This window comes from Hydrogenophaga crocea, from assembly GCF_011388215.1.
GTDB classification, from domain to species: Bacteria; Pseudomonadota; Gammaproteobacteria; order Burkholderiales; family Burkholderiaceae_C; genus Hydrogenophaga; species Hydrogenophaga crocea.
This window is the reverse complement of record NZ_CP049989.1, coordinates 360,114-373,447: the sequence shown is the minus strand read 5'-3', so window position 1 is coordinate 373,447 and position 13,334 is coordinate 360,114. Positions and strand designations below refer to the sequence as shown.

15 protein-coding genes are annotated in these 13,334 nt (G+C 71.6%); 5 read left to right on the top strand and 10 right to left on the bottom strand.

What is annotated here, in order from left to right; translation table 11 throughout:
• The first annotated feature begins 52 nt into the window (after nt 1-52).
• The 3 genes from G9Q37_RS01740 to argG all read left to right on the top strand — a co-directional run bounded on the left by G9Q37_RS01740 (nt 53) and on the right by argG (nt 2,165).
• Complete coding sequence (locus tag G9Q37_RS01740; protein WP_166223659.1) at nt 53-400, top strand: ArsC family reductase; 348 nt, start codon at nt 53-55, stop codon at nt 398-400.
• Between the two features lie 89 nt (nt 401-489).
• The gene (gene ppnP, locus G9Q37_RS01735) at nt 490-807 is read left to right on the top strand and encodes a pyrimidine/purine nucleoside phosphorylase (RefSeq protein ID WP_166223656.1); all 318 of its coding nucleotides are present in this window, start codon (nt 490-492) and stop codon (nt 805-807) included.
• A gap of 17 nt (nt 808-824) precedes the next feature.
• Complete coding sequence (gene argG / locus G9Q37_RS01730; RefSeq protein ID WP_166223653.1) at nt 825-2,165, top strand: argininosuccinate synthase; 1,341 nt, start codon at nt 825-827, stop codon at nt 2,163-2,165.
• A 79-nt stretch (nt 2,166-2,244) separates the two neighbouring features.
• Here argG and G9Q37_RS01725 read toward each other — a convergent pair whose 3' ends face one another.
• Both G9Q37_RS01725 and G9Q37_RS01720 read right to left on the bottom strand, forming a co-directional pair.
• Entirely contained in the window at nt 2,245-3,543 is a 1,299-nt protein-coding gene (locus G9Q37_RS01725; protein WP_166223650.1) for an amidase, read from the bottom strand.
• The gene (locus G9Q37_RS01720; protein WP_166223647.1) at nt 3,540-4,532 is read right to left on the bottom strand and encodes a quinone oxidoreductase family protein; all 993 of its coding nucleotides are present in this window, start codon (nt 4,530-4,532) and stop codon (nt 3,540-3,542) included. The genes G9Q37_RS01725 and G9Q37_RS01720 overlap by 4 nt, the downstream gene beginning before the upstream one ends.
• A 105-nt stretch (nt 4,533-4,637) precedes the next feature.
• Here G9Q37_RS01720 and G9Q37_RS01715 point away from each other — a divergent pair, with 105 nt between their 5' ends.
• Entirely contained in the window at nt 4,638-5,576 is a 939-nt protein-coding gene (locus G9Q37_RS01715) for a DMT family transporter (protein ID WP_166223645.1), read from the top strand.
• A 63-nt stretch (nt 5,577-5,639) separates the two neighbouring features.
• The gene (locus G9Q37_RS01710; protein ID WP_166223642.1) at nt 5,640-6,905 is read left to right on the top strand and encodes a serine hydrolase domain-containing protein; all 1,266 of its coding nucleotides are present in this window, start codon (nt 5,640-5,642) and stop codon (nt 6,903-6,905) included.
• A gap of 6 nt (nt 6,906-6,911) precedes the next feature.
• Here the strand turns inward: G9Q37_RS01710 and G9Q37_RS01705 are convergent, their stop codons facing one another.
• The 8 genes from G9Q37_RS01705 to G9Q37_RS01670 form a co-directional block, all read right to left on the bottom strand.
• The gene (locus G9Q37_RS01705) at nt 6,912-7,709 is read right to left on the bottom strand and encodes an SDR family oxidoreductase (protein WP_166223639.1); all 798 of its coding nucleotides are present in this window, start codon (nt 7,707-7,709) and stop codon (nt 6,912-6,914) included.
• Nucleotides 7,710-7,713: 4 nt separating this feature from the next.
• Entirely contained in the window at nt 7,714-8,655 is a 942-nt protein-coding gene (locus G9Q37_RS01700) for a DMT family transporter (protein ID WP_240936479.1), read from the bottom strand.
• 55 nt (nt 8,656-8,710) lie between these two features.
• Nucleotides 8,711-10,516 carry a type IV pilus assembly ATPase TfpB gene (gene tfpB / locus G9Q37_RS01695; RefSeq protein WP_166223633.1) on the bottom strand — a complete coding sequence of 602 codons (1,806 nt, stop codon included), beginning with the start codon at nt 10,514-10,516 and terminating at the stop codon, nt 8,711-8,713.
• A gap of 7 nt (nt 10,517-10,523) precedes the next feature.
• Complete coding sequence (locus tag G9Q37_RS01690; RefSeq protein ID WP_166223630.1) at nt 10,524-11,276, bottom strand: class I SAM-dependent methyltransferase; 753 nt, start codon at nt 11,274-11,276, stop codon at nt 10,524-10,526.
• Between the two features lie 12 nt (nt 11,277-11,288).
• Complete coding sequence (locus G9Q37_RS01685) at nt 11,289-11,669, bottom strand: type II toxin-antitoxin system VapC family toxin (RefSeq protein WP_166223627.1); 381 nt, start codon at nt 11,667-11,669, stop codon at nt 11,289-11,291.
• Nucleotides 11,666-11,872: a type II toxin-antitoxin system VapB family antitoxin gene (locus tag G9Q37_RS01680; protein ID WP_166223624.1), complete on the bottom strand. Its 207-nt coding sequence runs from the start codon at nt 11,870-11,872 to the stop codon at nt 11,666-11,668. The genes G9Q37_RS01685 and G9Q37_RS01680 overlap by 4 nt, the downstream gene beginning before the upstream one ends.
• A gap of 71 nt (nt 11,873-11,943) precedes the next feature.
• The gene (locus tag G9Q37_RS01675; RefSeq protein WP_166223621.1) at nt 11,944-12,438 is read right to left on the bottom strand and encodes a DNA-deoxyinosine glycosylase; all 495 of its coding nucleotides are present in this window, start codon (nt 12,436-12,438) and stop codon (nt 11,944-11,946) included.
• Entirely contained in the window at nt 12,435-13,274 is an 840-nt protein-coding gene (locus G9Q37_RS01670) for a TatD family hydrolase (RefSeq protein ID WP_166223618.1), read from the bottom strand. Before G9Q37_RS01670 ends, G9Q37_RS01675 begins: the two co-directional genes overlap by 4 nt.
• Nucleotides 13,275-13,334: the final 60 nt, after the last annotated feature.

The following is a 13,334-nucleotide window of genomic DNA, read 5'->3' as shown; positions in this document are numbered from 1 at the left end:
CGATTGTCCCACCCGGGCCTTGCCCGTCCGGACGTCGCGGACAATGCGGCCCATGATCACGCTGCACGGCATCCCCAACTGCGACACGGTGAAGAAGGCCCGCGCCTGGCTCGACGCGAACGGCCGCCCTTACCAGTTCCACGACTTCAAGAAGCTCGGCGTGCCCGAGGCCGGCATCGCCGCCTGGATCGCGGCCCATGGCTGGGAAACGGTGCTCAACCGCAAGGGCACGGCCTGGCGCGCGCTCGACGAGGCCACCCGCGCGGGCGTGACCGACGCCGCCAGCGCCGCCGCGCTCATGCGCGCCCATCCCAGCCTCGTCAAGCGCCCGGTGGTCGCCTGGAGCGACGGCCGCACCACCGTGGGCTTCGACGCGGCCGACTGGGCGCAGCGCCGCTGAGGCCGCGCCCTGGCGGGCCCGCGGGGCCCGCCGCCTAAAATCGCGGGCTTTCCGCCCCCCGCCCTCGCGGCGCCCATCCCCGTTCCACCATGAGCACCACCCAGATCAGCGGCGTGACCGTCGCCACCCAGGCCAACGTCTACTTCGACGGCAAGTGCGTGAGCCACAGCCTCACGCTCGCCGACGGCACGAAAAAGTCGGTGGGCGTGATCCTGCCCGCCACGCTGACCTTCAACACCGGCGCGCCCGAGATCATGGAATGCGTGGCCGGCGGCTGCGAGTACCTGCTGAGCGGCGCGAGCGAGTGGGTCAAGAGCGGCCCGGGCGACACCTTCAAGGTGCCCGGCAACAGCAGCTTCCAGATCCGCGTCGCCGAGTCCTACCACTACATCTGCCACTTCGGCTGATCCCGGAGCCCACCGCCATGGCCACCATCCTGCAAAACCTGCCCACGCAACAGAAGGTCGGCATCGCCTTCTCGGGCGGCCTCGACACCAGCGCCGCCCTGCTGTGGATGAAGAAGAAGGGCGCCCTGCCCTATGCCTACACCGCCAACCTCGGCCAGCCCGACGAGGACGACTACGACGCCATCCCGCGCAAGGCCATGGCCTACGGCGCCGAGAAGGCGCGCCTGATCGACTGCCGCCTGCAGCTCGCGCACGAGGGCATCGCCGCGCTGCAGTGCGGCGCCTTCCACATCAGCACCGCGGGCATCACCTACTTCAACACCACGCCGCTGGGCCGCGCCGTCACCGGCACCATGCTGGTGGCCGCCATGAAGGAAGACGACGTCCACATCTGGGGCGACGGCTCGACCTTCAAGGGCAACGACATCGAGCGCTTCTACCGCTACGGCCTGCTCACCAACCCCGGCCTGAAGATCTACAAGCCCTGGCTCGACCAGACCTTCATCGACGAACTCGGCGGCCGCAAGGAGATGAGCGAGTTCCTCATCGCCAACGGCTTCGACTACAAGATGTCGGTGGAGAAGGCCTACAGCACCGACAGCAACATGCTCGGCGCCACGCACGAGGCCAAGGACCTCGAGCACCTGAACTCGGGCATCCGCATCGTCAACCCCATCATGGGCGTGCCGTTCTGGCGCGACGATTGCGTGGTCAAGGCCGAAGAGGTCACGGTGCGCTTCGAAGAAGGCCAGCCGGTGGCGCTCAACGGCCAGACCTTCGCGAGCCCGGTCGACCTGATCATGAAGGCCAATGAGATCGGCGGCCGCCACGGCCTGGGCATGAGCGACCAGATCGAGAACCGCATCATCGAGGCCAAGAGCCGCGGCATCTACGAGGCCCCGGGCCTGGCGCTGCTGCACATCGCCTACGAGCGCCTGGTCACCGGCATCCACAACGAAGACACCATCGAGCAGTACCGCATCAACGGCCTCAAGCTGGGCCGCCTGCTGTACCAGGGCCGCTGGTTCGACCCGCAGGCCATCATGCTGCGCGAGGCCTCGCAGCGCTGGGTGGCGCGCGCGGTGACGGGCGAGGTGACGGTCGAGCTGCGCCGCGGCAACGACTACTCCATCCTCAACACCGAGAGCCCCAACCTCACCTACGCGCCCGAGCGCCTGTCCATGGAGAAGGTGGAAGACGCGCCGTTCACGCCGCTGGACCGCATCGGCCAGCTCACCATGCGCAACCTCGACATCACCGACACGCGCGGCAAGCTGGGCGTGTACGCGCGCGCCGGCCTGCTGTCGGCCGAGGGTTCGGTGCTGCCGCAACTGGGCCACGAGCGCAAGGCCGACTGAGCCTCGCCACCCCGCGCGCGGCCCCGCGCCGCGCGCCCCCGACGGGCCGGGCGCCATGGCGCACCGGCCCGTCGTGTTTTCAGCGCGGCTGCAGCAGCCGCTCGATCGCCGCGCCGAGCGCCAGCAGCTCGCGGTCGCGGTCGCGGCCGCGCCGGCCCACCACCATCAGGCCCACGGGGCGCGGCACGGGCAGCGGCAGCGAGAGCGCCGGCAGATCGAAGAAGTTGAACACCGAGGGGTTGCGCAGCAGCAGCAGGTTGGTGCGCGTGAAGGCGGCTTCGTCCTGCAGCGCGTCGATGCGCGGCGCGAGCAGCGGCACCGTGGGCAGCACCAGCGCGTCGAGATCGGCCAGGCGGTGGTCCAGCGTGGCCTGCAAGGCCAGCCGCGCCTGCTGGATGCCCACGTAGGTCGCGGCGTCCAACGCCTGCCCCTTGCGGATGCGGCCCAGCACCAGCGGGTCGTAGGCCTCGGCGCGGGTCTCGGTCCAGTCGCGGTGGATGCACGCGGCCTCGGCCGCGACCAGGGTGCCGCGCTCCTGCAGGCGAAAGGGCGCGCCCATCCAGTCGTCCAGGGCCTCGTCGGTCACGCGCGCACCGGCGGCCGACAGCGCCGACAGGGCCTGCTCCACGGCGGTGAGCACCGCGTCGTCGGCCTGCGTGAACAGCAGGCCGCGCGGCACGCCCAGGCGCAGGCCGCGCACCTGGCGCACGGGCAGGTCTGCGGGCGCTTCGCCCGCGAGCACGCTGTCGGCCCGCGCGGCATCGGCCACGCTGCGCGCCAGCGGGCCCACGGTGTCGAGCGTGAACGAGAGCGGGAAGGCGCCCTCGCGCGGCACGCGCGCCTGCGTGGGCTTGAAGCCCACCAGGCCATTGAGCGCCGCCGGGATGCGCACCGAGCCACCGGTGTCCGAGCCGATCGCGATCTCGGCCAGTTGCCGGCCCACCGACACGCCCGCGCCCGACGACGAACCACCCGGGATGCAGGCCAGGTCGTGCGCATTGCCCGGCGTGCCCCAGTGCGGGTTCAGGCCCACACCGGAGAAGGCGAACTCGGTCATGTTGGTGTGGCCCACGAGCACCGCGCCCGCGGCGCGCAGGCGCTGCACCACGGGCGCGTCGCGCGTGGCGGGCGGCGCGCCGCGCAGCAGCGCCGAGCCCGCGGTGGTGGTCTCGCCGGCGACGTCGAACAGGTCCTTCACCGACACCAGGCGCCCGTCGAGCGGGCCCAGGGGCTGGCCGGCCCGCGCGCGCGCATCGGCCGCGGCGGCCGCAGCGCGCGCACTGGCGGTGAACACGCGGTTGTAGACGTGGCGCACCGCTTCGCTGCCCGCGTCGAGCGCGGCCAGCACGGCCTCGAGCCGTTCGAGCGCGCCGCTCACGGCAGCAGCACGGTGCAGCCGGTGGTGGCGCGCGCCTCCAGGCTTTCGTGCGCCTGCTTCACCTCGGTGAGCGCAAAGCGCTGGTCGATGCGGATCTTCACCTGGCCGCTCACCACCACGTCGAAGAGCTCGTCGGCCATCTGCTGCGTGCGCTCGCGGTTGCTGATGTGGGTGAACAGGGTCTGGCGCGTCACGTAGATCGAGCCCTTGGCGGCGAGGATGCCGGGCGCGAAGGCCGGGGCCGGGCCCGAGGCGTTGCCAAAGCTCACCATGAGGCCGAAGGGCCGCAGGCAGTCGAGCGACTTGTCCCAGGTGTCCTTGCCCACCGAGTCGTAGACCACCTTCACGCCCTGGCCGCCGGTGATGTCCTTGACGCGCGCGAGGAAGTCTTCGCTGCGGTAGTTGATGGCGTGCGAGGCGCCGTGCTCGAGCGCGAGCTTGCATTTGTCGTCGGAGCCGGCGGTGGCGATCAGCCGCAGGCCCAGGGCCTTGGCCCACTGGCAGGCGATCAGGCCCACGCCGCCCGCGGCCGCGTGGAACAGCACGAAGTCGCCGGGCGCCAGCCCTTCCACCGGGCGGCTGCGCTTGAGCAGGTACTGCGCGGTCAGGCCCTTGAGCATCATGGCCGCGCCGGTCTCGAAGTCGATGGCGTCGGGCAGCTTGCACACGTTCATCGCGGGCATCACGCGCACGTCGCAGTAGCTGCCGGGCGGGTTGGCCGCGTAGGCCGCGCGGTCGCCGGCCTTGAGGTGGGTCACGCCCTCGCCCACCGCCTCGATCACGCCCGCGCCTTCCATGCCCAGCGCGAGCGGCATGGTGGCCGGGTACAGGCCGGTGCGCTGGTAGACGTCGATGTAGTTCAGGCCGATCGCGTGGTGGCGGATGCGGACCTGGCCGGGGCCGGGTTCACCGACCTCGACGGTGTCGATCACGAGTTGTTCGGGGCCGCCGTGGGCGTGGATGCGGACGGCGCGGCTGCTGGTGCTCATGGGGTCTCCTCGGGTTGTGCGCAAACGAAGCGGGGGCGATGCTGCCACGAAACCGCCCGACCCTGCCCCGGTCGGGTCTTGGGGTGCTTGCTACAGTGCCGGCCCATGCCTGCCGCCCCCACCGCCCGCCTCAGTGGCCCCACCCTCGCGCTCCTGCTGCTGCCGCCCCTGCTGTGGGCGGGCAACGCCATCGTGGGCCGGCTCATGGGCGGCGTGGTGCCGCCGATCACGCTGAACTTCCTGCGCTGGGTGCTGGCCTTCGTGCTGCTGCTGCCGCTCGCGGGCTGGGTGCTGCGCCCGGGCAGTCCGCTGTGGCCGCACTGGCGCCGCTTCGCGCTGCTGGGGCTGCTGGGCGTGGGCAGCTACAACGCGCTGCAGTACCTGGCGCTCACCACCTCCACCCCCATGAACGTGACCCTGGTGGCCGCGAGCATGCCGGTGTGGATGCTGCTGCTGGGCCGGCTGCTCTACGGCGTGCCGGTGTCGCGCCGCGCGGCGCTGGGCACGGCGCTGTCGCTCGCGGGCGTGGCCACGGTGCTCTCGCGCGGCGACCTGAACCAGTTGCTCGCGGTGCAGTTCGTGCCGGGCGACGGCTGGATCGTGCTGGCCTCCATCCTCTGGGCCTGGTACAGCTGGCTGCTCGCGCGGCCGCGCCCGGGCAGCGAGCCCGCCGAGATCCGCGCCGACTGGGCCGCCTTCCTGCTCGCGCAGGTGGTGATGGGCCTGGTGTGGTCGGGCCTGTTCGCGAGCGCCGAATGGCTGTCGCTGCCGCCGCAGGTCGAGGGCGAACACGCCATTCAGTGGGGCTGGCCGCTGGCGGCTGCGCTGGTCTACGTGGCCGTGGGCCCCTCGCTCGTGGCCTACCGCTGCTGGGGAGCGGCGGTGGCGCGCGTGGGGCCGGCCACGGCCTCGTTCTTCAACAACCTCACGCCGCTGTTCGCGGCGCTGATGTCGGCCACGCTGCTCGGCGAACCGCCGCGCGCCTACCACGCGCTCAGCTTCGTGCTGATCGTGGGCGGCATCCTGGTGTCGTCGCGGCGCTGAGCGCCGGCCGGGCTGGTCAAGACGCCCGCCAGACCCCACCATGGCGCGCCGGAGGTGACCCGCATGCCCAGCCTTGTTCGAACCGCGCAGGCGCGCGCCGCCACGGGGCGCCGCGCGCTGATCGTGTGCAGCCTGCTGGCGCTGAGCGCTGGCGCGGCGCATGCCGCACCCGACGAAGAAGCCCTGGGCCGCGCGCGCGGCTACCCGCGCGGCACACCGCAGGAAGCCACGGCCGAGCGGCACAAGGTGGGCAGTTTCAGCGCGCTCGACGAGATCATGCCCAGCCGCCCCGTGGCGCGCGAGGGACCGGTGTGGCCGCTCGCGGCCGGCGAACCGCCGCCCGAGATCCGCTACAGCTTCGAGGGCCAGACCTTCACGCTCGAAGACTACCTGCAGCGCCGCCGCGTCACCAGCCTGCTGATCGTGAAGGACGGCGCCCTGCGCCTGGAGCGCTACCAGTACGAACGCACGCCGCAACAGCGCTTCATCAGCTTCTCGATGGCCAAGAGCATCACCTCGCTGCTGGTGGGCATGGCGCTCGAGCGCGGCCTCATCCGCTCGCTCGACGACACGGCGCAAACCTACGCGCCCGAACTGCAGGGCAGCGCCTACGGTGCGGCCACGCTGCGCCACCTGCTGCTCATGGGCTCGGGCGTGCGCTGGACCGAGGACTACGGCGGCCGCGACGACGTGGCCGACCTTTGGGGCGCGCTGTTTCGCGTGCACCGCGGCGGCGACCCGACGGCCGTGCTCACCGCCCGCCGGCCGCAGGATGCGCCACCCGGCAGCCGCTTCAAGTACAGCTCGGGCGAGACCCAGGTGCTGTGCCACGTGCTGCACGGCGCCACCCGGCGCTCCGTGGCCGAGATCACGCAGGAGTGGTTGTGGAAGCCGCTGGGCGCCGAGGCCGATGCGAGCTGGCTCGTGGGATGGCAGGGCATCGAGTACTGCGCGGGTGGCTTCAACGCGACGGCGCGCGACTACGCGCGACTGGGCATGCTGCTCGCCAACGAGGGCGCGCGCGGGGGCCAGGCGGTCGTGCCGCGCGACTACCTGCGGCAGGCCACCGACAACGCGCTCGTGCCCGCGGGCTTCCGGGTCAATGAAGCGGGGCCGGGCTTCGGCTACGGCTACCAGTTCTGGCTGGGCGGTGGCCGCGTGCGCTCGTACGCGCTGATCGGTGTGTACGGTCAGAGCATCACCGTCGTGCCCGCGCATGGGCTGGTCATCGTGCACACCGCGGTCTGGCCGCTGTCGTCCGACGAGGCATCGCGCCGCGAGCGCAGCGCCTTACTCAATGGCGTGCTGCAGGCCTTCGGCGCGCGCTGAGCGGGCTCAGAACGTGCCCGGGTACGCGCCGCCGTCGGCCAGGATGTTCTGGCCGGTGATGTAGGCCGCGTGCCGGCTGCACAGGAAGGCGCAGACCGCACCGAACTCGTCGGCGTTGCCGAAGCGCTTGGCCGGCACGTTCTGGCGGCGGCCATCGGCCACGGCCTCGTAGGTCTGGCCCTGCTTCTGCGCCAGGCCGCCGAGCGTGGTGCGCAGCCGCTCGGTCTCGAAGGCGCCGGGCAGCAGGTTGTTGATGGTGACGCCGCGCGCGGCGATCTCGCTGCGCGCCAGGCCGGCCACGAAACCCGTGAGGCCGGTGCGCGCGCCGTTGGACAGGCCCAGCACCTGCAGCGGGGCCTTCACCGCGCCCGAGGTGATGTTGACGATGCGGCCGAAGCCACGCTCGGCCATGCCGTCGACCGTGGCCTTGATGAGCTCGATCGGCGTGAGCATGTTGGCGTCGAGCGCGGCGATCCAGGTGTCGCGGCTCCACTGGCGGAAGTCGCCGGGCGGCGGGCCGCCCGCGTTGGTGACCACGATGTCGAAGGCTTTGCCCGGCCCGCCGGCCGCGCCGAACACCGCCTCGCGCCCCGCGGGGGTGGTGATGTCGGCGGCCACCGGCAGCACCTGCACGCCGGGCTGCGCCTCGCGGATCGCCTGCGCCGCGGCCTGCAGCGCCTCGGCGCCGCGCGCCACCATCACCACGTTCACGCCTTCGGCCGCGAGCGCCTGCGCGCAGCCCAGGCCGAGGCCCTTGCTCGCGCCGCCCACCAGCGCCCATTTGCCCTTGATGCCCAGGTCCATGCGATCAATCTCCAGTCTTGTTGGTCGGTTTGGGCGCGCCGAAGCGCGTCACCAGGTACACGCCGCTGAGCACCAGCACCGTGCCCGCGATGATCCAGCCGTTGAAGGGTTCGCCCAGGATGAACACGCCCATGAGGATGGTGGACATCGGGCCGATCATCCCGGTCTGCGCGGTCAGCCCCGAGCCGATGCGCTCGATGGCCATCATCACCAGCAGCACCGGCACGAAGGTGCACAGCGTGGCGTTGAGCAGCGACAGGCCGATCACCTCGGGCGCCACCAGCGCGGCCGACATCGGCCGCAGCAGCGCGAACTGCGCCAGGCACAGCACGCAGGCCACGCTGGTGGCCAGGCCCACCAGGCGCGCCGAGCCCAGGCGCTTCACGAGCTCGCCGCTGTAGACGAGGTAGACCGCGTAGCTCACCGCGCTCGCGAACACCAGGGCCGCGCCGAGCGCGGCGTTGGGGCCCTGCACGCCGGCCTCGTGGCCGAACACCAGCAGCACGCCCGCGTAGCTCACGGCCATGGCGATGGCCTGCAGGCGCGAGATGCGCCGGCCATACAGCAGCCAGCCCAGCACCAGCACGAGCGTGGGGTTGAGGTAGAGGATGAGGCGCTCGAGGCTCGCTGTGATGTATTCGAGGCCCCAGAAATCGAGAAAGCTCGCGAGGTAGTAGCCCGTGACGCCGAGGCCGATCACGCCGAGCCAGTCGCGCCGTGTGAGCGGCGCCGGCCGCTGGCCGTTGCGCGGCCGGCTGGCCCACCAGACCAGCGCCAGGAACAGCGGCAGCGCAAACAGCATGCGGTACATGATGAGCGTGACCGCGTCCACGCCATAGCGGTACGCGAGCTTCACGATGATGGCCTTGCCGCTGAACGCGATCGAGCCGAGCGAGGCCATCAGCAGGCCGGTGGCGAGGTGGGGGTGGGGCTGGGCAGCGGACATGAAGCGCCGCATTATCGGCGCGGCCCGCGACGCCCCGCGCCGCGGGGCCTTTGGCTCACTGCAGTGGCGGCGTGGCCGCCAGCACCTCGTCGAGCGTGGTCAGGCCTTCGGCGATGCGCGCCGCGCCCGCCAGGCGCAGCGGCCGCATGCCATCGGCCACGCCTTGCGCGCGCAGGGCTTCCATCTTCGGCTCGCGGCTCACCTTGTCCTTGAAGGCCTCGGTGACGCTGAGCAGTTCGTACAGGCCCATGCGGCCGCGGTAGCCGGTCATGCGGCAGTCGACACAGCCCACCGGCTGGTAAGGCCGGTAGCCGCCCGAGATCTGCCAGGGCTTGACCACGTCGGCGAGCTGCTCGCGGCTGCTCGCCACCGCGTCCTTGTCGAGCGGTTGCTTGCAGGCCGGGCACAGCGTGCGCACCAGGCGCTGCGCGAGCACGCCCAGCACGGTGGCGCTGATCAGGTAGGGCGGAATGCCCAGCTCCATCAGGCGCATCACGGCCGAGGGCGCGTCGTTGGTGTGCAGGGTGGAGAACACGAGGTGGCCCGTGAGCGCGGCCTGCACGGCCATCTCGGCGGTCGCGAGGTCGCGGATCTCGCCCACCATGATGATGTCCGGGTCCTGCCGCATGAGCGCGCGCAGGCCTTGCGCGAAATCGAGGTCGAGCTGCGGCTGCACCTGGGTCTGGTTGAAGGCCGGCTCGATCATTTCGATCGGGTCTTCGACCGTGCTCACGTTGACCTCTTCGGTGGCCAGGCGTTTGAGCGTGGCGTAGAGCGTGGTGGTCTTGCCCGAGCCCGTGGGGCCGGTGACCAGCACGATGCCGTGCGGGCGCCGCGTGAGCGCTTCCCAGCGCTGCGCGTCGTGCGCGCCGAAGCCCAGCGCGGCCAGGTCTTTCACCGTGGACTCGGGGTCGAAGATGCGCATCACCAGCTTCTCGCCGAAGGCCGTGGGCAGCGTGGACAGGCGCATCTCCACCTCGTCGCCGCGCGCACCGCCCACACCGGGCTTGAGCGTCTTGATGCGACCGTCCTGCGGGCGCCGCCGCTCCACCACGTCCATGCGGCCCAGCAGCTTGATGCGCGCCGTCATGGCGTTCATCACGCCCAGCGGCAGCTGGTACACCGGGTGCAGCACGCCGTCGATGCGGAAGCGGATCACGCCCTGGTCGCGGCGCGGCTCGAGGTGGATGTCGCTCGCGCGCTGGTCGAAGGCGTACTGCCAGAGCCAGTCGACCACCTGCACCACGCCCTGGTCGTTGGCGTCGAGCTGCTTGTTGCCCTTGCCCAGCTCCACCAGCTGCTCGAAGCTGTTGATGCCCGCCGAGCCGCCCGCCTTGTGCGCCGCGCGCACCGACTTCGCAAGCGCGAAGAACTCGCCCGTGTAGCGCGCGATCTCGGCCGGGCTTGCGAGCACCAGGCGCACGTTCTTGCGCGTCTGGCGCTCGACCTCGCCCACCCAGTCGCGCACGAAGGGCTCGCCCGTGGCCACCACCACCTCCACCGGGCTCACCTGCACCGGCAGCACGCGGTGGCGCTCGGCATAGGCCGCGCTCATCACGTCGGCCACCTTGCCCACGTCGACCTTGAGCGGGTCGATGCGGCAGTAGTCGAGCCCGCTGCGCTGCGCCAGCCATTGCGTGAGCGCCTCGGCGTCGAGCACGTGGCCGTCGCTGGCGCGCGCGATGCCGACCACCGCGAGCCGCTGCAGCGGGTGCTGGGTGCTGTGCGCGGTGGCAATGCGCGCTTCGGTGCGCTGCGCCTCGGCTTCGCTGATCACGCCGTCCTCGCGCAGCCAGCGCAGCAGGTGGCGCCAGTCGAGCGGGCCTTGGTGGACGGTGGCTTCGGCGGCGGCTTTTTTCATGGCGGTGTCAGCGGACCACGGGTTGGAACAGGCGCAGCCACTTCACCGCGGGCAGGCCCCAGCGCTGCTGCACTTCCTCGGCGCGCGCCAGCAGTTCCATGCGCGAGGGCCGGCTCGCCTGGCGCTGGGCCAGCACCACGGTGTTGCCTTCGCGCGTGGGCCGGAAGGCCCAGACCGCGTCGGCGCCGAAGGCCTCGCTCAGGCTTTGCAGCGAGCGCTCGTAGCTGGCGTCGCGCCCGAACAGGTTGACCGTGAGGCAGCCTTCGTCGGTGAGGGTGTTGCGGCAGTCGGCGTAGAAGTCGGCCGAGTCGAGCACGGGCGCGGCGGCCTCGTGGTCGTACAGGTCGACCTGCAACGCGTCGTAGCGTTGCAGGTGTTCGTCGGCACGGATCGCCTCGCCCGCGTCGGCCAGCAGCACGCGCAGGCGCGCGCTGTCGGGCGGCAGCTTGAACCAGCGCCGGCACACCGCGACCACCTGCGGGTTGATCTCGATCGCGGTGGTGTCCATGCGCAGGCGCTTGAAGCAGAACTTGGTGAGCGCGGCCGAACCCAGGCCAAGCTGCAGCGCGCGGCGCTTGCCCACGCTGTCGGGCTCGACGAACAGCAGCCAGGCCATCATGCGCTGCACGTACTCGAGCTCGATGTCGAACGGCGCATCGAGCAGCATCGAGCCCTGGACCCATTCGGTGCCGAGGTGCAGGAAGCGCACCTCGCCGTCTTCGGAGATGCTGACGTCGGGCAGGGAGGCGGGGGTTTTCATGAGGCGGGGGAATCAGTGCAGCGGAGCGGCGTGCGCGACGCGGAAGCGGCGGGCCAGATCGGCCAGGCGTTTGTCCAGGGTCCACAGCACCGCCCCGGGCGTGATGAGTGTCGACGCCAGCAGGTTCAGGTCGACGAGCCCACAGCCAAGGCCATACAGCTCTTCGCGCTCGATGAAGGCCATGACCTCGCCCATGCTGGCTTCGTTGCAAGCCTGCAGCATGGCCAGGTTGCTCAGGGTCTGGCCGCGGGGCGCGGGTGGGGTGCCGCAGGCGATCTCGGCAATGACCATGGGGTGCGTGAGCACCAGGTCGAGCCGCACGAGTTCGACCAGGGCGGTGTTGCCCTGACGGAAGTGGTCGATCCACACCGACGTATCGACAAGCACCCTCATTTCGAGGCGGGCTCGGTGCGGCGTCGGGGCACGTCGGGCATGTCGGGCATCGAGCCACCCAGGGCGACCAGGCGTTTGGCCGCTTGCACGCGAACATAGGTCTTGACGGCTTCCCGGATGATGTCGGCCTTGTCCATGCCAGGGTCCGCCACCTCCAGGGCCTTTTCGTAGAGCGCGTCGTCGATGGTGACGGTGGTTCGCATGGAACTCTCCTGCATCAAAACTGATGCAATTCTGCATCCAAGCCGGCATCACCACAAACGGCGAGTGCGCCTCATGCCACGCTGTGCGCCAACAACACCCCGCGCCAGGCCTCGAGCTTGCGCTCGAACGACCAGCCCGCATTGGCCGGGCTGGTGGAGGGCAGGCGGTGCACCGGCAGGCCGAGCGCGCGTGTGTGGCGCGCGTGGCGATAACTTTCGCCGCCGTTGTGGGCGATGGCCTCGAGCCGCGGGCAGGCCGCGCGCAAGGCCGCGAGGTCGTTGAGCGTGGCGCCGCGGATGTCGGCGTCGAGGCTGCCTTCGCGCTCGCAGCTCGCGTACACGTCCCACACGCCCAGGCCGCGCGCGTGCAGCGCGGCCACGCGCTCGGCGTAGGCGGCCTGCGCCAGCGGCAGGCCCCAGACTGCGCCCAGGATCTTCCAGAACGCGTTCTGCGGGTGGCCGTAGTACTGCTGCGCGCGCAGCGAGGCCACACCGGGAAAACTGCCCAGCACCAGCAGGCGCGTGCCGGCATCGGCAATCGGGGGCAGGCCGGTGAGGCGCGTCATGCGGCGTCGGCCTGCAGGTTCAGCCGCGGCAGCACGCGCCGTGCGTTGGCGCTGGTGGCCTGCGCCACCGCGTCCACCGGCAGGCCGCGCAGTTCGGCCAGCACCGCGCCAATGCGCGGCAGCTCGCGCGGGTGGTTGATGCCCTGCGGCCGGCCCGCGGCGCGCTCGGCCGCGGTCACGTAGAGCCACTGGGGCGGGATGTCGGGCGCGTCGGTCTCGAGCACCAGCGATTCGAGCGGCAGCTCGCGCGCCAGACGGCGCAGCTGCTGCGCAGGCTCGAAGCTCATGGCACCGCCGAAGCCCAGCGCAAAGCCCATCGCGGTGAAGGCCTGCGCCTGCTGCAGGCTGCCATTGAAGGCATGGGCGATGCCGCCGGCCACGGGCCGCTCACGCAGGCCCTTGAGCAGCGCGTCGGCGCTGCGCCGCACGTGCAGGATCACGGGCAGGCCGTGCCGGCGCGCCAGCCGCAGCTGCGCGCGGTAGAAGCGGGTCTGGCGTTCGCGCATGGCCGGCTCGATCAGCGCGGGCACGAAGAAATCGAGTCCGATCTCACCCACGGCCACCAGGCGCGGGTCGTCGCGGTGCGCGGTGAGCGCGGCGTCGAGCGCGTCGAGGTCCTCGTCGAGCGCGCGCGGCACGCACAGCGGGTGGATGCCGAGCGCGTAGCGGTCACCGCGCCGGTGCGCGAGCGCGCGCACCGCGCCCCAGTTGGCGCGCTCCACCGCAGGGATCACGCAGCACGACACGCCGAGCGCGCGCGCCTCGGCGTGCCAGGCGTCGGCGGGCAGCGCATCGAACTCGGGCGCGTCCAGGTGGCAATGGGTGTCGATCCACATCGGCGGTCTTGGGTCGGGCGCCGATTGTCGCCGCTGCGCTTCGCGCGCACCGCCGCGGGG